General features: G+C 64.3%; 17 protein-coding genes. 7 read left to right on the forward strand and 10 right to left on the reverse strand.

Going from position 1 to position 17,754, the window contains the following annotated elements; translation table 11 throughout:
* Positions 1-38: 38 nt before the first annotated feature.
* Positions 39-1,010, reverse strand: a complete 972-nt coding sequence (locus CIT39_RS24365; protein WP_094972673.1) for a TRAP transporter substrate-binding protein — start codon at positions 1,008-1,010, stop codon at positions 39-41.
* Between the two features lie 292 nt (positions 1,011-1,302).
* Between CIT39_RS24365 and CIT39_RS24370 the strand changes: the two genes are divergently transcribed.
* The gene (locus tag CIT39_RS24370) at positions 1,303-2,079 is read left to right on the forward strand and encodes a cyclase family protein (RefSeq protein WP_094972579.1); all 777 of its coding nucleotides are present in this window, start codon (positions 1,303-1,305) and stop codon (positions 2,077-2,079) included.
* A gap of 10 nt (positions 2,080-2,089) precedes the next feature.
* On the opposite strand, the gene CIT39_RS24375 is transcribed toward CIT39_RS24370, so the two are convergent.
* The 3 genes from CIT39_RS24375 to CIT39_RS24385 all read right to left on the reverse strand — a co-directional run bounded on the left by CIT39_RS24375 (position 2,090) and on the right by CIT39_RS24385 (position 4,016).
* Entirely contained in the window at positions 2,090-2,818 is a 729-nt protein-coding gene (locus CIT39_RS24375; RefSeq protein ID WP_094972580.1) for a Crp/Fnr family transcriptional regulator, read from the reverse strand.
* 268 nt (positions 2,819-3,086) lie between these two features.
* A complete protein-coding gene (locus tag CIT39_RS24380) occupies positions 3,087-3,212 on the reverse strand; it encodes a hypothetical protein (protein ID WP_274542489.1) in 126 nt (41 codons plus the stop codon).
* A gap of 90 nt (positions 3,213-3,302) precedes the next feature.
* Positions 3,303-4,016 (reverse strand): helix-turn-helix domain-containing protein, encoded by a 714-nt coding sequence (locus tag CIT39_RS24385; protein WP_094972581.1) that lies wholly within the window; start codon positions 4,014-4,016, stop codon positions 3,303-3,305.
* A 155-nt stretch (positions 4,017-4,171) separates the two neighbouring features.
* Here CIT39_RS24385 and CIT39_RS24390 point away from each other — a divergent pair, with 155 nt between their 5' ends.
* Entirely contained in the window at positions 4,172-4,489 is a 318-nt protein-coding gene (locus CIT39_RS24390; protein WP_094972582.1) for a c-type cytochrome, read from the forward strand.
* A gap of 6 nt (positions 4,490-4,495) precedes the next feature.
* On the opposite strand, the gene CIT39_RS24395 is transcribed toward CIT39_RS24390, so the two are convergent.
* From CIT39_RS24395 to CIT39_RS24405, 3 genes are read right to left on the reverse strand one after another with little or no spacing between them, the layout of a single operon-like run.
* A complete protein-coding gene (locus CIT39_RS24395; RefSeq protein WP_094972583.1) occupies positions 4,496-5,599 on the reverse strand; it encodes an ABC-type transport auxiliary lipoprotein family protein in 1,104 nt (367 codons plus the stop codon).
* A 3-nt stretch (positions 5,600-5,602) separates the two neighbouring features.
* Positions 5,603-6,370, reverse strand: coding sequence for an ABC transporter ATP-binding protein (locus CIT39_RS24400; protein ID WP_162308658.1), 768 nt, complete (start codon positions 6,368-6,370; stop codon positions 5,603-5,605).
* Between the two features lie 2 nt (positions 6,371-6,372).
* On the reverse strand, positions 6,373-7,509 hold the full coding sequence (locus tag CIT39_RS24405) for an ABC transporter permease (protein WP_094972585.1): 1,137 nt from the start codon (positions 7,507-7,509) through the stop codon (positions 6,373-6,375).
* A 175-nt stretch (positions 7,510-7,684) separates the two neighbouring features.
* Here CIT39_RS24405 and CIT39_RS24410 point away from each other — a divergent pair, with 175 nt between their 5' ends.
* On the forward strand, positions 7,685-7,960 hold the full coding sequence (locus tag CIT39_RS24410) for a hypothetical protein (RefSeq protein WP_094972674.1): 276 nt from the start codon (positions 7,685-7,687) through the stop codon (positions 7,958-7,960).
* Positions 7,961-8,446, forward strand: coding sequence for a hypothetical protein (locus CIT39_RS24415; protein WP_094972586.1), 486 nt, complete (start codon positions 7,961-7,963; stop codon positions 8,444-8,446).
* Positions 8,447-8,458: 12 nt separating this feature from the next.
* On the opposite strand, the gene CIT39_RS24420 is transcribed toward CIT39_RS24415, so the two are convergent.
* Entirely contained in the window at positions 8,459-11,152 is a 2,694-nt protein-coding gene (locus CIT39_RS24420) for a bifunctional acetate--CoA ligase family protein/GNAT family N-acetyltransferase (protein ID WP_094972587.1), read from the reverse strand.
* Between the two features lie 66 nt (positions 11,153-11,218).
* Positions 11,219-12,058 (reverse strand): universal stress protein, encoded by an 840-nt coding sequence (locus CIT39_RS24425; protein WP_094972588.1) that lies wholly within the window; start codon positions 12,056-12,058, stop codon positions 11,219-11,221.
* A 167-nt stretch (positions 12,059-12,225) separates the two neighbouring features.
* On the opposite strand from CIT39_RS24425, the gene CIT39_RS24430 reads away from it, so the two are divergent.
* The 3 genes from CIT39_RS24430 to CIT39_RS24440 are packed head-to-tail and all read left to right on the forward strand — an operon-like array spanning position 12,226 to position 15,754.
* The gene (locus CIT39_RS24430; RefSeq protein WP_094972589.1) at positions 12,226-13,209 is read left to right on the forward strand and encodes a zinc-dependent alcohol dehydrogenase family protein; all 984 of its coding nucleotides are present in this window, start codon (positions 12,226-12,228) and stop codon (positions 13,207-13,209) included.
* Between the two features lie 24 nt (positions 13,210-13,233).
* Entirely contained in the window at positions 13,234-14,757 is a 1,524-nt protein-coding gene (locus tag CIT39_RS24435; RefSeq protein ID WP_094972590.1) for a bifunctional aminoglycoside phosphotransferase/ATP-binding protein, read from the forward strand.
* A gap of 25 nt (positions 14,758-14,782) precedes the next feature.
* The gene (locus CIT39_RS24440; protein ID WP_094972591.1) at positions 14,783-15,754 is read left to right on the forward strand and encodes a CHAD domain-containing protein; all 972 of its coding nucleotides are present in this window, start codon (positions 14,783-14,785) and stop codon (positions 15,752-15,754) included.
* Here the strand turns inward: CIT39_RS24440 and CIT39_RS24445 are convergent.
* Positions 15,751-17,604, reverse strand: coding sequence for a PHA/PHB synthase family protein (locus CIT39_RS24445; protein ID WP_094972592.1), 1,854 nt, complete (start codon positions 17,602-17,604; stop codon positions 15,751-15,753). The two genes, CIT39_RS24440 and CIT39_RS24445, sit on opposite strands and share 4 nt — an antisense overlap.
* Positions 17,605-17,754 lie beyond the last annotated feature (150 nt).

Raw genomic sequence — 17,754 nt, forward strand, 5'->3', positions numbered from 1 at the left:
GCCGCCTCCGTGGCGACGCCGGACCCGACGCCGTGGTCCTACTTCGTGTCCTGGATACGCTTGACGAGGCACTGCAGCTTCTCGTCGCCGGCGAACTTCTGATACACCGGCTTCATCGCGTCGACGAACTCCTGCTTGTTGGCGATCGTGACGACCTGAACGCCGGCGGCCTCGACCGTCTTGCGGGACGCCTGCTCGCGCTCGTCCCAGAGCTTGCGCATGACCGGCACCGATTCCTTGGCCGCTTTGCGGATGATGGCCTGATCCTCCTTGCTCAGCGTGTCCCAGACCTTCTTGGACATCACCAGAACTTCGGGCGCCAGGGAGTGCTCGGTGATGTTGTAGAACTTGGCGGCCTCGAAATGGCGCGACGACTCATAGGAGGGCCAGTTGTTCTCGGCGGCATCGACCAGGCCGGTCTTGAGCGCGGTATAGACCTCGCCATACGGCATCGGCGTCGGGTTGGCGCCAAGGCTCTGGATCATGCCGACCCACAAATCGGACTGCTGGACGCGAATCTTGAGGCCCTTCAGGTCCGCGAGCGACTTTACCGGCGCCTTGACGGTGTAAATGGACCGGGCCCCGCTATCGTAATAGGCAAGCCCGACCAATCCAGCGGGCTCCATGGCCGCCAGGATCTCATCGCCGATCGGCCCGTCGAGGACAGTGCGCATGTGCTGTGTGTCCCGGAAGACGAACGGCAGGCACAATGCGATGGTTTCCGGCACGAAATTATTGAGCGGCGACGCGTTGATCCGCATCATGTCGAGCGCGCCGATCTTGAGTTGCTCGATGGTGTCCTTTTCGGAGCCCAGGGCTCCGTTCGGAAACACCTTTACGCCGAGCTTGCCGCCGCTCGCCGTCGCGAGCTGCTTGCCCATGAACTTGACGGCCTCGACGGTCGGATAATCTGCGGGATGGATGTCGGCGGAGCGGAAGTCGCGTGCGGTCGCCAGTGGCGCTGAGAGCACCAATGCAACGGCTGCGGTGATACCGGTGAGTGTCTTCATCTGGGCTTCCTCCTGGTTGATTATGTCGTTGTCGGCAGGCTGCAGGCCGCCTTGGGTCGCCCCCCCTTCAGGTGTGAAGTCAAGCGCCAATGTCGTCCCTAGGGCGCGTGGCATTCCATGTCCAAGCCAAATCCGGCATTGATCGATGCAGCAGTTGCATCGATCAATCTGGCGCAATTCGCGCCATTGCGGAAGACGGCGGGACGGCTTGCGTCGCCAGTACATGACTTGACGCGACCAAGAGAGGCCCCTCAAGATGTCCGAAACAGCGGACTATCTCGAAGGAATACCCATGCCGCGGAAGCTGATCGATATCTCGGTCCCGCTCAGAAACGACGTGACGGCCGATCCGCCCGGCAATCACCCGACCATCCAGTACATCGATCACCAGCAGGGCCTGCCGCGCATGCTGCAGTTTTTCGACGGCCTCGAGGCGGAGGATTTGCCTGACGGACAGGGCTGGGCCGTCGAGCAGGTTTCGCTGTCGACCCATAACGGCACGCATCTCGATGCACCCTGGCACTTCCATCCGACCATGAACCGCGGCGAGCGGTCATGGACGATCGACGAGGTGCCGCTGGAATGGTGCCTCCAGCCCGGCGTGAAGCTCGACTTCCGGCATCTGCCCGACGGCTACGTGGCAAGCGCCGACGACATCGAGAAGGAGCTGAAGCGCATCGGGCACACGCTGTCGCCGCTGGAGATCGTGGTCGTCAACACCAGCGCCGGCGCCAAATTCGGTCAGGCCGACTACGTCAATTCCGGCTGCGGCATGGGCTATGAGGCCACCATGTATCTGCTCGAACGCGGCGTGCGGCTGACCGGCACCGACGGCTGGAGCTGGGACGCGCCGTTCTTCTACACCGCGAAGAAATACGCCGAAACAAAAGACGCCGGCCTGATCTGGGAGGGGCACAAGGCGGGACGGCACATCGGCTATTGCCATCTGGAGAAACTGCACAATCTCGACCAGCTGCCCTCGACCGGCTTCACCGTCTCATGCTTTCCGGTGAAGGTCGAACGCGCCTCGGCGGGCTGGACCCGCGCGGTCGCCATCATCGACAGTTAGGCAGACGCCGTCACCCGCCGTCTAGGCCGCTCTCGGCGAGTTCGCGCAGCGCGTCGGTATCGAGCACGACGATGGCGCCGTGCTCGAGGCGAACCCAGTTGCGGCCGGCCCAGGCGCGCAATTGCTTGTTGATGCTCTCGCGCGTCATCCCCACCATCTCGCTGATCTCCTGCTGCGTGATGGCGAGCGTGCCGCTGCCGGAGTCGAACTTGCGCTCCTCGGTGAGGCCGAGCAGTGCGCTCGCCAGCCGGCCCGGCAGATTCTGGAGGATGACCTGCTCGACCTGCTGGCTGGTCCAGCGCAGACGCGCGCAGAGCAGCTCGATGAATTTCATCGCCAGCGCCGGCTGGCTCTTCACGAACGGCAGGAAGTCCCGGCGATCGATGATGTATAGTTCGCAATTGGTGTTGGCGGTCGCATCGGCCGACCGGGGAGCGCCGTCGAGCACCGCGATCTCGCCGAAGATCTCGCCGGGACCGATCAGGTTGAGAATCGCGTTCCGCCCATCGGGCGACGAGGAGGAAATCTTCACTGTCCCCGTGATCACCGCGAACAGGTTGTTGCCGGGATCGCCCTTGGCAGCGATCGTCGCGCCGCGCTTCACGGTGGTGTGCTTGGCGTAGCGGCAGAGCTGATCAAGCGCTTCCGGCTCCAGATCCGCGAAGATCGGGTGCTTGCGCAGGACCGATAGTTTGTTGCCCGCCGACTGTCGGGGATCGCCGGTCTTGTCCTGAGGCACGCCGCGGGGCTCCTAAGACTACGAGGCACTGGGGTTCCTGCGTAGTCAACGTTATCAGGCTTTTCAACCGGAAAGCACACACGCGATTTGTGGCAAATGCCGTGAAAACGACGCGGTCACGCTGAAAGCTTGCATCCGAAGGATGCGTCGATGTGCTGGATCGATGCAGAGTTGCAGTCAACGCAAGCGCAATTGCGTTGAGGCGCTGGCCAACAACGAATGCGGCCGGACCAAGCGTTGGGCCAAACTGACCAGGGGCGCGGAAATTTCAGCGCTTGGAATCCGGATCGAGCCGGCGTGAGCTGGTTTGCCGGTCAGCCCAAGCCAAGGAAGCAGCAAATACGACGAAGATCGCGACGACGATAACAGTCACCAGCAGCGCGTCAGCAGGCATCATCCCCTCCCGGAAGTTTTGGGCATTATTTGCCGCAGCTGGCCGGCGTCATTGATCGAGATCAAAAACGTAAGGGGGCCGAACGAAATATCAGGCTGCGGCCATCGCCTCGGCACGGGCGGGATCCAGCAGGCTGATACCGCCGTGAATGATCTCGATCACGCCCTGACGCTCCAGCTTGGTGAAGGTGCGGCTGACGGTTTCGATGGTCAGGCCGAGATAGTCGGCGATGTCCTGACGGCTCATCGGAAGCGGAACCGTGTCGGACAACCCCTTGAGCGTGACCAGCCGCTCGCGCCAGCCGAGCAGAAAGGTCGCAACCTTCTCGTCGGCCGAGCGGCGGCCGAGCAGGACCATGTGATCGCGGGCCTGGCTCAGTTCACGGATGGCCAGTTCGTTGATCCGCTTGAGCAATTGCGGCCGGTCTTCGATGAAACGGCCGAAGGGCGCTTTGGCGAACTGACACACGGTCACGACGCCGATCGCATCGGCCGAAAAATTGTGCCGACCGGAGATGTTCATCCCCAGGAAATCGCCGGGCAAGGCAAAACCGACGATCTGCCGCCGGCCATCGGGCAGCAGCTTGTACAGCCGCATGACGCCTTCGAGGACGTTGTAGAACGAGGTCGTGATGTCCTCCTCGGAGAAGACGGTCTCGCCGGAGTCGAAATGAACGCGGCGTCCGAGATGCTCGAATTCCCTGAGTTCGGCCGTATTCAGCGACGAACAAACCGCCGCTCCGCGTACGGCACAATCGCTGCAAAAATGCCCGTTCGGCTCAATCGTGACCACGGAAGGCTTCATCCACCGCTCCCAGCGTCGGCCAGCTCCGCCCCCCGGGCCGAGTCCACCTCGCGGGTGCATTTTACTGCACTGCGCCAAAGCCAATTGACAGAGATCAAATTTGAGTGGCATCCCCGTCATATTCTGCTTCCAAAGTTCGACGGGATCACCTTTCCATGCTGCAAAGCGCCTTACGTCACGGCCTGATTGGGCTGCTTCTGATGACGCCTGCGCTGGCGGCTCCGACTGCCGAGCAGCGTGGCAAGGCCTTTGCGCGGGCCAATTGCGCAACTTGTCACGCGATCGACCGCGTCTCGCGTAGCCCGCGGGAGGGTGCGCCGCCGCTGCGCAATCTGCACCGGCGTTATCCGATCGAGACCCTTGGTGAGGCCCTGGCCGAAGGCATCTACACCGGCCACGCCGACATGCCGGCCTTCGAGCTCAGTCCGGACCAGATCCACGATCTTCTGTCCTACCTGAAGACGCTGGAATAGACGGCGTCACACCGCCTGCACGGTCCACCCGATCAGCTCCTTGGCGATGCGGGCAAAGGCCGCATCGAAGGCGGCGACCGCGGCGGCCGGCTCGACCTTGTCGAGCTTTTCGCTGCTCTCGACCAGTCGCGATGCCACCACCTTGCCGTTCTTGTCGACGATCCGCGCCGACAGTCCGATCTCGACCCGTGGCTCGCCCTCCGTGGCGATCCGGAAGCTGCGGATGTCGATCAGAAGCTGGTAATCCGCCTGACCGAGATCGCTCGTGCGCAGCGGAGCGTGGGCGATGTCGTAGTTTTCGAAGCTGTCGATCAGGCGCGCCTGCACCAATTTTGGAATGCTGTCAGCCCAGAGGAAGTCGGCAAAGCCCGGCCGGTCCCCGACCGGCGCGAACAGCATGCGCTGGGTCTGCAGCATTGCGACCGCGCTCGGCTCGGGAATGGCGAGTGACGCCGAGAGCGTCTTGCCGGCCGGCCCGAGGCTCTGCGGCGTGTGCAGGTCGTAGGTGATCTTCTGCGCGGGAGCGCCGCCGCCGGTCATTTTCTCGAGGCCCGCCAGAATGCCGTCGAGCTTGCCGGTGTTGCGCGCGAGACCGTCGGAGAACGTCTTGAAATTCGCGATGGTGTCCTTCAGCGGGCCGGAATTGTCCTGGAGCACCGTGTCGACCCGCCGCAACGCATCGCGCGCCGCCTGCGTCATGCTCTGGCCGGCGCCGGCCTCCGCGATCAAGGTCAAGGGCTCGCCGGTTTTGGCGACGATCACGCCGCCCTCCAACGTCACCACCGGCACGCCGGTCAGGCCCTGGAATTCAAGACCGACCTTGGTGTCGGAACGCACCGGCGTCGCGGTCGCAACCGAGATCGTCGCATTGACGAAACGCGGGTTATCAGGCGCGAGCCCGAGCTGGGTCACCTCGCCGACACGGATGCCGTTGAACAGCACGCCCGCGCCGACCAGCAGGCCTGGGACCGAACCCTGGAATTGCACATGATAGTTCGTGCGCGGCCCGATGCCGCCGGTGTTGTTCAACCAATAGACGAAGCCGAACACCGCGAGGATCGCGGCCAGCACGAAACTGCCGATCAGCACGTAGGGAGCGCGGGTTTCCATGTCTCATCTCATCTCGTGTTGCAGCATCTGCGAGCGCTTGCCGTGGAAATAGGCGCGCACCCAGGGATGCTCGGATTGCAGCAGTTCGCGCATCGGGCCGATCGCCACGATCTTGCCGTCGGCGAGTGCGGCAACGCGGTCGCAGACCGTGGTCAGGCTCGCAAGGTCGTGGGTCACCATGAACACCGTCAGCCCCAACGTCCTTTGCAGCGTCTTGATCAGCACGTCGAAATCGCCGGCGGCGATCGGATCCAGGCCGGAGGTCGGCTCGTCCAGGAACAGGATCGGCGGATCGAGCGCGAGCGCCCGCGCCAGGGCCACGCGCTTGGTCATGCCGCCGGACAGCTCCGCCGGGTATTTGTCGGCGTCCTGGGCGCGCAAGCCCACCATTTCGAGCTTAGCGATCGCAATCTCGTCCATCAGCTCCTGCGACAGTACGAGGTTTTCGCGCAACGGAAACTGGACGTTCTGGCGGACCGTCAACGAGGAGAACAGCGCGCCCTGCTGGAATAAAATACCCCATGTCGTGGCGGCCCCGCGGCCGTGGCCACCGGTGGGCTGCCCCATGACTTCGATGGTCCCGCTTTGGCGCGGGATGAGGCCGATGATGGTGCGCATCAGCACCGACTTCCCGCCGCCGGACGCGCCCACCAACCCGAGAATCTCGCCGCGGCGAACGTCGAGCGAGAGATGGTCAAGCACGGTCTGGCGGCCGAAGCCGACCACGAGGTCACGGACGCGGATCGCGAACTGGTCCTGCGATACGTCCATCGTCACATTCCGATCGAGGCAAAGAAGATCGCGAACAGGCCGTCGAGCACGATCACCAGGAAGATCGACTTCACCACCGACGTCGTAGTCTGCCGCCCGAGCGATTCCGCGCTACCCTTGACGCGCAGCCCCTCGCTGCAGGCCACGATCCCGATCACCAGCGCCATGAACGGCGCTTTCAGGATGCCCACCTCGAAATGGGTGACGGAGATGGCCTCACGCAGCCGTGCGATGTAGATCGCCGGCCCCATGTCGCCGTAGAACTGCGCGACGAGACCGCCACCATAAAGCGCGGCAATCGATCCGATGAAGGTGAGGATCGGCAGCGCAATGACCAGGGCCGCAACGCGCGGCAGGATCAGGACGTCAACGGGATCGAGCCCCATGGTCGAGAGCGCGTCGATCTCCTCGCGCATCTTCATCGAGCCGAGTTCGGCGGTGTAGGCGCTTCCCGACCGGCCCGCGACCATAATGGCGACGATCAGCACGCCGAGCTCGCGCAGCACCAGGATGCCGACCATGTCGACGGTGTAGGACTCCGCGCCGAACCTGCGGAAATGGAAGAAGCCCTGCTGCGCGATGATGGCGCCGATCAGGAAAGTGATCAGCGCGACGATGGGGATCGCCTGCCACCCGATGCGATAAAGCTGATAGATCAGCGAGGTCAGCCGCAGCGAACGCGGCCGGCGCAGCGCGCCGATCACGGCCATGAACAATGCGCCGAGCATCTGCAGGAAGATCGTGATGTCTTCCCGCGCACCGGCCGTTGCCTTGCCGAGGTCGCCCAGCCTCGCCAGCACCGGATTGGGCGCGGCGACCGGGACCGGTGTGTGGCGATTGACCTGGCGCACCTCGTCGAGCAGCCCGCTGAAATGATCGGCGACGCCGACGAATTCGGCCGACCTGCCCGATGTTGCGGCCCTGCGCGACAGTTTTTCCAGGACCCAGGCACCGAGCGTGTCGAGCGCGCTGACGCCCGACATATCCAGGGTGACGACGCGCGAGCGATCGAGGTCCGCACCGACCGACCGGGACAATGTCTCGAGCGCGACCACGTTCGCGGCGGTCCAGGGCCCTTCGGGGCGCAAGTTCAGCGCGTCGCCGGACGGCGTCGCGAGCAACAGCGGTTCGTGGTTCACGCTTCCACCTCGTCGGGACAATCGGTCCCCATTCAGACGGCATTTCTAGGCCAGCATATGGCGGCCGGCTTGACCTGTCTCAAGACCCCGATCGCGACCGCAGCTTGAGGCAAATCAAGCACGATTGCACGGCCGGGCCCTAGGCTTGCTTCCATTCAACGGGGATATCAAGTCCATGTTCGACAGTGACAGGATGAGCGAAGAATTGCGGGCGCTGAAGGTCGATGTCACACGCTTGCTGAGCACCGCGGGCGAGGAGATGTTCGAGAGCTCGAAGGACCGCGCCGAGGCACTCGCCGATCAGATCAGGGCCGCGCTGACCGAACTCGGCGAGACCGTGGAGGAAGAGCAGGCGCAGCTTCAGGGCATCATTGCGGACCGTCCGATCACATCGCTCGCCTCCGCCTTCGCGCTCGGCGTCGTTGTGGGCTTCATGCTGAGGAGACACTAGGTGAATACCGAGAATGTGGTCAAACATCTGCGCGCGTTGTGGCGCACCGACAGGATCATCGCGGACATCAGGCTGCGCCATCTGCTTGTCGGCCTCGGCTTGCGTGCCTTTGCGGCGCTGATCGCGGCGTTCGGGCTTCTGATGCTGGAGCTGTCTGCCTATTTCGCGCTGGTGCAGATATGGAGTGCGATTGCCGCGGCCGCCATCCTAGGCGCCGTCAATTTCGCCATCGCAGCTGCTCTCTTCGCGATCGCCGGCCGCGCTCCGTCAGGCCGCGACATCGAGCTTGCCAACGAAATCCACGACTCCTCCATCGAAGCTCTTCAGCTCGAGGCGCGCGCGTTCCAGGCCCAGGTATCGGGCGCGGTGCATCATCCGCTCAGCACGATCGTGCCGGTGCTGGTGCCGTTGATCGCGATCATCATCAGGAATCTGCGGACGTCGGCGGGTAAATCCGCCGCAACGCCGACTGAAGCAGAATCCTGAGGCGCGGACCGCTCAGAGCTTCAACTTCACATCGCAGATGTCGGGTTCGGCCGGATCCGGCTTCACTTCAAAGCCGAGTTGCCGGCACATTTCGAGCATCACGGTGTTCTCCTTGAGAACGTCGCCCGAGATGACTTTCAGCCCCTCCGACTTGGCGTAGTTGATGATGAGCTGCATGAGCGCCCAGCCGAGCCCCCTGCCCTTGAGATCGGACCGCAGCAGGATCGCGTATTCGCCGCTCTCGTAGATCGAATCCGAGTGGAGCCGGACCACACCGACCATTTCGCCGGTGGCCTCGTCGAAGGCGATGAAGGCCATCGCCCGCGCATAGTCGAGCTGGGTCAGGCGCGCGATGAACTCGTGGGTAAACTCCTTCATCGGCGCGAAGAAGCGCAGGCGAAGGTCGTGCGCCGTGACGTGACGCAGGAATTCGTGGATGGTAGGCTCGTCCTCGGGGCGCATCGGGCGAACGAAGATGCGCCAGTCGTCCTTGAGCTTGATGCGGCGCTCCCATTGTGACGGATAGGCGCGAACGGCGAAATTGGCCGGGCCCGAGCCCACGAACTTCCGTTGCGGCGGCCCGACCGCGACCCGGGCATCGACCGCGGTCACGCCGGTTTCGTCCGCCAGCAGCGGATTGATGTCGAATTCGCGGATCTCGGGAATATCGGCCGCCATCTGCGCCAGCTTGACCAATACCATGGCCACGGCATCTTGCTTGACCGCCGGTACGTCACGATAGGCCTTCAGCAGCCGCGACACGCGCGTGCGGTCGATCAGGTCGCGAGCGAGCTGCAAGTCCAGCGGCGGCAGCGCCAGCGCCTTGTCGTTGATGATCTCCACCGCCGTGCCGCCGCGCCCGAACACGACGACGGTGCCGAACGTGGGATCGTCGGCGAGACCCAGGATCAGCTCGCGCGCTTTTGCCTTGACGATCATCGCCTGGACGATGACACCGCCGATACGCGCCTCCGGACGCAGCTTCTTCGCCCGCGCGAGAATGTTCGCGGCAGCCCCTCGCACGGCTTCAGGCGTGGTCAGGTTGAGAACGACGCCGCCGACATCGGATTTGTGGGTGATGTCCCGCGACATGATCTTCAGCACGACGGTGCCACCCTGTGCGAAGATCTCCTTTGCATAGCCTACCGCCTGTTCGACGTCGGTCGCCGCATAGGTCGGCACCATGGCGATGTCGTAGGCTTCGAGCAGGTTTTTGATCTCGACAGGCTCGAGCCACTCACGACCGTCCGCGATCGCGGCGGTGATGATCTGCCTCGCGCCCCGGGCATCCGGAACGAACGTGTCGGGCATCGCGGGAGGAACCTGGCTCAGCTCCTCCACCACTTCGCGGTGCCGGACCAGATGCATGAAGCCACGTACGGCGTCGTCCTCGGTCGGATAGTTCGGTACACCGGCGCTGGAAAGCGCCTGAATGATGCCCTGATCGGCTCCGACCCAGGCCGCCAATACGGGCTTGGCCCAGCTGCGGTGCTCCTTCCGATACTTGCCGACGAGCTCCGTCACGGTCGTGGCGATCTCGGCCGCCGAGGCGATCGCCGTTTGCACGTTGAGGACGAGGACCGCGTCGTTGTCGCGATCAGCTAGCAGCACCTCCAGCGCCGCCGCATAGCGCGAGGCGTCGGCATCGCCCACGATGTCGACGGGATTTGCACCGGACCAGGTCGGCGGCAGAACCGCATCGAGCTTCTCGCGCGCCTCGGCCGAGATGGTTGCCGGAATTCCGCCGAGTTCGACCAATCGATCGACGGCGAGCACGCCGATGCCGCCACCGTTGGTCAGGATGGCGAGACGCTTTCCCGCCGGCGATTCGACGCGGCCAAGTGTCTCGGCACAATCGAACAGCTCACGCAGGTCGGAGACCCGCAGCACACCCGCGCGGCGGAACGCCGCGTCATAGACCGCGTCGGCGCCGGCGAGCGCGCCGGTATGCGTGGCGGCCGCCTTTGCGCCCTGCGCCATGCGGCCGGATTTCACCACGACGACAGGCTTCACGCGCGCGGCGGCACGCGCCGCCGACATGAACTTGCGCGCGTCCTTGATGGATTCGATGTAGAGCAGGATCGCGCGGGTCTTGTGATCCATCGCGAAATAGTCGAGCAGATCGGCGATATCGACGTCGATCTGATCGCCGATCGAGACGATCCCGGAAAAGCCGACGCCGCGCGGCGCCGCCCAGTCGACCATGCCGGCAGCGATCGCGCCCGATTGCGAGATCAGCGCGAGGCTGCCCGCCTCCGGCATGTGCGCGGCAAAGCTGGCATTCAGGTTGACCCCGGGCATCATGATGCCGAGGCAGTTCGGCCCGATCAGCCGCATGCCGTATTTGCGGGCGGCTGCGATTGCAGTCTCGTGCAGAGATCCCGGTCCGTGGCCGAGCCCGGCCGAAACGATCAGCGCGCCCGCCGATCCACGACGCCCGGCCTGGTCGATGATGTCAGGAATCTCGCGCGCCGGCGCGGTGATGACCACGAGCTCGGGCACGAAGTCCAGGCCGTCCAGGCTTTTCACCGCGGCGACGCCGCCGATTTCGGCATGGCGTGGATTGACGAGGCCGAACTGCCCCTTGAACCCGGCCTTGTGAATGTTCTCCAGAACGGCGCGTCCGACGGAGACCGGACGGGCGCTCGCGCCGACGAGTGCAACTGAACGCGGCGCCAGCAGATGGTTGAGACGATAAGTGGACATGAAAGCAAATGCGCCGGGTCAGCGGCGGTTCCGATGGTTGACGATCAGGCCGGGAAGATGGCGAGCCTAGTGCGAGATCATAACCCAGCACGGTGGCTGGCCAATGACGGTCTTTGTCACACCGCCCCACACGATCTCGTTCAGGCGTGAATGATGATAGGCGCCCATCACGATCGCATCCATGCCATGGGAATTCGCCCAACTTCCCAGGACCTTGCCGATCGAACTGCCGTTGCCGGTCGCCGCTTCGGAGGAGGCATAGACCCCGTGTTCTCTCAGATGGTCGACGAGAGCCGAGCCGGATTGAACGACCGCGTCAGCCTTGTCCTCTGCCACCGTCACCACGCGGACCGAGGTGGCAGCCTGAAGAATCGGCATCGCGTCGCCGACCGCACGCGCCGCGCGGGCAGAATGATCCCAAGCGATCATGACGTTCTCGAATTCCGGCCGCAACTGCTCCGCATGCTGCTCCGGGCAGAGCAGCAGCGGCCGCCCGGATTCGAACAGGAAGGTTTCGATGATGTGCTCCGTTCGGCTGTCGTGCGGCTTCACGGGGAACAGCGTGAGATCGCTGAAACGGGCATGCTCGGCCAGGATCGCCGCGATCTGATCCGCCGGCACCTTGCCCGTTCGGCTCTGGGCGCGGATGTTGGCGCGGGAAGCCGCATTGGTGAAGGCATTGAGGAGCTGCTGGGTGTCGTTCACCTCACTAGAACTGCCGGCCTCCGTGGAATCGCCGTCATAGGGCAGCATCACCTTCGGCCGCTCGAAAACGTCTTGCTCGAGCGCGAGCGCCGTGATCCTGGCGCCGAGATCGGCGGCGACGGCCACACATTTCTCGATCGCAACCAAGGCTGGTCCGCGCGGCTGGCCGACAAGCGGCAAAAAGACATCCTTGATGGGCATCGGGATTCTCCTCGGTCGCCACAATAAGCCGGCTTTCGTCGAAACCCTTGATCCTCGTCAAGCCAGGGGAACTCGGTCCGATCGGGATGGAAACGGGCGTTGACCGACGTCAAGGATTGGCCGTCCAGCTATTCTATGAATAATAAGCGTTCGCCCCGGAGAGACTGATGCGCGCGATGGTGTTGCCGGCCCCGCGAACGCGGCTCCAGATGGAGGAGCGGCCTGACCCGATACCCGGCGAGGGTCAGCTCCGGGTGAAGGTCAGCGCATGCGGCGTATGCCGGACCGATCTTCATCTCGTCGATGCCGAGCTGCCCGATATTCGCTATCCGATCGTGCCCGGCCACGAGATCGTCGGTCGGGTCGATCTCGTGGGTCCGAATGTCACCACGCATGCGCCCGGTGATCGCGTCGGCGTTCCCTGGCTGGGTTTCACTTGCGGGCATTGTCGCTTCTGCCGTGAGGGTATGGAAAACCTGTGTGACGCACCGCTGTTCACCGGCTACACGCGCGACGGCGGCTACGCGACCCACACCATCGCCGACGCACGCTATGCCTTTCCCCTCGGTGAGGAGGGCGACGACGTGGAGATTGCTCCTCTGCTGTGTGCAGGGCTGATCGGCTGGCGCTCGCTAGTCCTGGCCGGCCCTGCCGAACGGCTCGGCCTCTATGGTTTCGGCGCAGCTGGCCACATCGTTGCGCAAGTCGCGGTTTGGCAAGGGCGATCTGTTTACGCATTCACGCGACGCGGCGACGCTGCTGCCCAAGACCTTGCCCGTCGTCTCGGCGCCGTCTGGGCGGGAGCATCGGACGAGGTGCCAGACGAACCGCTCGACGCGGCCATCATCTACGCACCGTCGGGCGAGCTTGTCCCGGCCGCGCTGCGCGCCGTCCGCAAAGGCGGCCGCGTCGTATGCGCCGGCATCCACATGACCGACATTCCAAGCTTTCCATATAATCTGCTCTGGCAGGAACGGCGGTTGCTCTCGGTCGCCAATCTGACCCGGCAGGATGGCCTCGATTTTCTCAGGATCGCTCCGCAAGCCGGCGTGCGCGCCGAGACGACGGCATTTCCGCTTCATCGGGCCAACGAGGTCCTGAACATGCTGCGAGCCGGCCAGATTCTCGGCGCGGCCGTGCTGACGCCCTGATGGTGCTTTCGAATGTCCGTTCCCATGAAAGATGAAATGGCGACCCAGGAGCGGATCTTCCGGACGCTGGCCCGTCATCCCGACGTGACGCGGATCGACACGCATGGAGCCTCGGTCTTTCTCGACGGCAAGCGCGCGTTGAAGATCAAGCGCGCCGTCCGGTTTCCCTTCCTCGATTATTCGACGCTCGAGAAACGCAAGAGGGCGTGCGAGGAGGAGATCAGGATCAACCGGCCGCTGGCGCCGCAGATCTATCATCGCGTCGTGGCGATCACGGAAGAACCGGATGGCTCGGTGGAGGTCGACGGTCCCGGCCGGCCGATCGAGTATGCGGTGGACATGTCGCGCTTCGACGAAAACATGACGCTGGATCACCTGGCAAAGGTGGGCCCGCTGGATGCGAAGCTCGCTTCGGCTGCCGCGGACGCGATTGCGGCCTCCCACGGCGCAGCGACACGCGCCGACGGCGAAGCGTGGGTCGCCTCCATCCCCGCCCTGATCGACGGCAACAGTCACGGTCTGCGGGCCGGCGGCCATTTCAATGCGGGAGACATCGAAAAGCTCGGCAAAGCCTCCCACGAGGCATTCTTGCGCCTCCGTCCCCTGCTCGCAGAGCGCAGCGGTCAGGGCTTCGTGCGCCGCTGCCATGGCGATCTGCATCTCGCGAACATCGTCCTGATCGACGACCGGCCGGTGCTGTTCGACGCCATCGAATTCGATGCGCGGATGGCGACCGTCGACGTGCTCTACGATCTCGCATTCACGCTGATGGACCTGTTGCACCACGATCAGCCATGTGCGGCCAACATCGTCCTGAACCGCTATCTCGCCGGGACGCCGGCCGACAATCTCGATGCGCTCTCGGCCCTGCCGCTTTTCATGTCCATCCGCGCAGCGATCCGCGCCCAGGTGGCCCTGGCGCGGCTGAAGCCGGCGCATCCCGATGACCCCGGCATCCTTGGCGAGGCAAGACGTTATTTTGACCTCGCGAGGACGCTGATCCATCCTGCCGCACCGCGCCTGATTGCGGTCGGCGGCCTGTCGGGCACCGGCAAGACGGTTCTGGCACAAGCGCTCGCACCCGTCGTCGCACCGCCCCCTGGGGCCGTCGTGCTGCGCAGCGACCTCGTTCGCAAGCAGATGTTCGGGGTCGAGGACACGCACCGCCTGCCGCCGTCCGCCTACACGCCGGAGCAAGCGGCGCGTGTCTACGATACGCTGGCTCAGCACACCCGGCGGGTGCTGGCGCAGGGCCATTCGGCGATCATCGACGGCGTATTCGCCCGCGAGGACGAACGGGACGCGATCGCCGTACTGGCGCGGGAGCGCAATGTGCCGCTGAACGGCCTGTTTCTGGTTGCGGACCTCGCGACCCGGCAGATGCGGATCGGAAGCCGCCGGGGAGACGCATCCGACGCCACGCAGGAGGTTGCTGCGCAGCAAGAGCACTATAATATCGGCCGCGTCGGCTGGGCGACCATCGATGCATCCGGGACTCGAGAGCAGACGCTCGAGAACTGCCGGGACGCGATCGCTGAAGGCAAATAAGGCAACCGGATTGGCGCGAGCAAAGATGGCGCGACCCACCACGACCCCGACGGCCGCTCGCACCACGCCGGCGGCGCGGCGCAATGCCTTGCCCGGCCGCCTCAGCCCCGGAATGGCCTGCGATACCGCGTTCCGCATCATCGCGCGCCGCCACCTCGATGCCGTGCTCGCCCAGCATGACGGCACCTGCGGCGGCGATCCCGACGCGCTGCACCAGATCCGGATCGCGTTGACGCATCTGCGAACCGCCATCCGCTTCTTCTCGCCGATGGTCGACGACGCCCTGCGCCCGAAGGTCTGGGCCGAACTGAAATGGCTGAACGGCCAGCTCGGCATGGTCAGGGATCTCGACGTGGCAATCGAACGGATCGTCGCCGAGAGCGGCGACGAGCTCGCGGTCGTCGCCGAGCTTCAGCATTGGAACGACAAGCGCGCCGAGAGCCACCGCCTGCTGGCTCGTGCGCTGCAATCCCCGCGGTATCGCCGCCTTGTCGAGCAGACCGCGATCTGGATCGAGAGCGGCCCCTGGTCGACCCGGCGCAGCAAGGAAGCCATTCGATTGCGCCGCTGCACGCTCGCCGACCACGCGACGGCACGGCTGACCGAGTGGGAGACGACGCTGCTCAAGAAGGCGCGAAAACTCCACAAGCTCGACGTCGAGAAACGACACAAGCTGCGGATTCTCAACAAGCGGCTGACCTATTCGATCGAGTCGCTCCAGGACCTGTTCGCCGAGGAATCGCTGACGAAACAGAAATCCATCCTCAAGAAATTGCGCAAGGCGCAACGGTCGCTCGGACAATTGAACGACGATGCACGGGGACGAGCGCTGGCGGCCTCGTTGAACGGTGCCGGCCTCGATGCCGGCAATCGCTTCCGCAGCCGCAAGCGGGAGAAAAAGCTGTTGCGTAAAGCGGCAACGGCCTACCGCAAACTGAACAAGGCCAAGCCCTTCCGCTCCTCGGATCTCGCACCGAGTTCGGAGCCGGAGGCTTAGGTGTGGACGTAGTCCCCCGGCGCATCAGGCAGGTCGGCAGTGTCTCCAAGTCCGATCGACGGCGGATCGCAGGGCGCACCGGAGCGCACCGCCAGCCATTTGGCCCATTCCGGCCACCACGACCCTTCGACGCGCGGAGCCAGCTTCAGCCATTCATCCGCACCGACATAGGGCGCGTCCTCGGCCTTGCTCAGCACCTGATAGCTGTGGCCGGGCTCGTCGGGAGGCGCGACGACGCCGGCATTGTGACCGCCGCTGGTCAACAGGAACGTCACATCGGCATCGACCTGATAGTGGATCTTGTAGACGGACCGCCACGGCGCGACGTGATCGGCCAGCGTGCCGACCACGAACATGGGGGCGTGAATATCGGATAGCGAAACGCTCCGGCCGCCGACCTGATATCGTCCCCCGGCCAGATCGTTGTCGAGGAACAGCTTTCGCAGATATTCCGAATGCATGCGATAAGGCAGCCGCGTTGCGTCCGCATTCCACGCCATCAGATCGTTCATTGGCGCGCCCTCGCCCATCAGATAGTCATGTGACAGACGCGACCAGATCAGTTCGTTGGAGCGCAGCAGCTGGAAGGCGCCGGCCATCTGCGTCGTGTCGAGATAGCCACGCTGCCACATCATGTCTTCGAGAAAGGCGACCTGGCTCTCGTTGATGAAAAGCGTCAGCTCTCCGGCCTCGGTGAAGTCAGTCTGGGCGGCAAGGAGAGTAACGGTGCCAAAGCGGTTGTCACCGTCGCGCTCCATCGCAGCGGCTGCGATCGACAGCAATGTGCCTCCCAGACAATAGCCGAGCGCGTGGGTCTTCCGCCCCGGCACGATCAGACCGATCATGTCGAGCGCCGCCATGACCCCCAGCCTGCGATAGTCGTCGAAGGCGAGATCGCGATCCCTCTCATCCGGGTTGCGCCAGGAGATCGCGAACACGGTGAAGCCTTGACCGGTCAGATATTTGACCAGCGAGTTCTGTGGCGAGAGATCGAGGATGTAGTACTTCATGATCCAGGCCGGCACGATCAGGATCGGCTCGGGCCGCACCTGCGCGGTGGTCGGATGGTACTGTATCAGCTCGATCAGCTCGTTGCGGTAGACGACCTTGCCGGGCGATGCCGCCACCGTCTTGCCGACCACGAACTGCCCGTCGTCCGCCAGCTTCGAGCCGGAGAGCAGGCGCATCAGGTCGCTGCACCAGTTTTGCCAGCCGAAGACAAAATTCTCTCCGCCACTCTGGAACGCCTTCTCCAGCACCTTCGGATTGGTCGCCGCGAAATTCGAAGGCGCCAGCATGTCGAGCGTCTGGCGCATCGAGAACTCGACGATGGCTTCGTTTGCGTGCGAAACCCCGCGCACACCCGTCGCGGCATCGCGCCACCAGCTCTCTGTGAGCAGAAATGCCTGCGCCAGCAGATTGAACGGCGCGGTCTCCCATTGTGGTCCGCTGAAACGGCGATCCCGCCCCTGCGGCTGAATCACGGACCACGGCTTTTGGCCCGATGACGTCGCGTGCACAGCGGCTTCCGCCAGCCGGCCGGTGTCGCGCAGCACGTTGCGCGACATTTCCATCTGGCGCTGCGGCGCCGCAGCGAGGTGCGAGCTCCAGTCGAGCCAGGCCAGCGACAAGGCCAGTGGCGAAATCCCGCCCGTGAACCGCGCCAGCATCGCGTGAAACGCGCGGTCGAAAGGATATGGATCGGATGTTGGCAGAGGATCGGCGGCAGCCGGCACCCCAGCAGGCCCTCCGGAGCTCACGGTCGAGACCGCGCGACCCGCCACAGGATTGACGGGGAGGGCCTGCGCCGCCGGCTCTTCAGTCCGGGGAATTATCTGGACGACGCTCATGGCTCAATCTTCCTGTCGGCTGTTCTAGTTCGACAGGATATGGCCAAGCTTCGCATCGGGGTTGAGCTGCATCAAATCCGGCCGCAGATCACGTTTGCTTAATCGGGATGGGCGGGCTTCGTCCGATTGACCTGGGTCAAACTGCACCTC

Source organism: Bradyrhizobium symbiodeficiens, from assembly GCF_002266465.3.
Taxonomy (GTDB): domain Bacteria; phylum Pseudomonadota; class Alphaproteobacteria; order Rhizobiales; family Xanthobacteraceae; genus Bradyrhizobium; species Bradyrhizobium symbiodeficiens.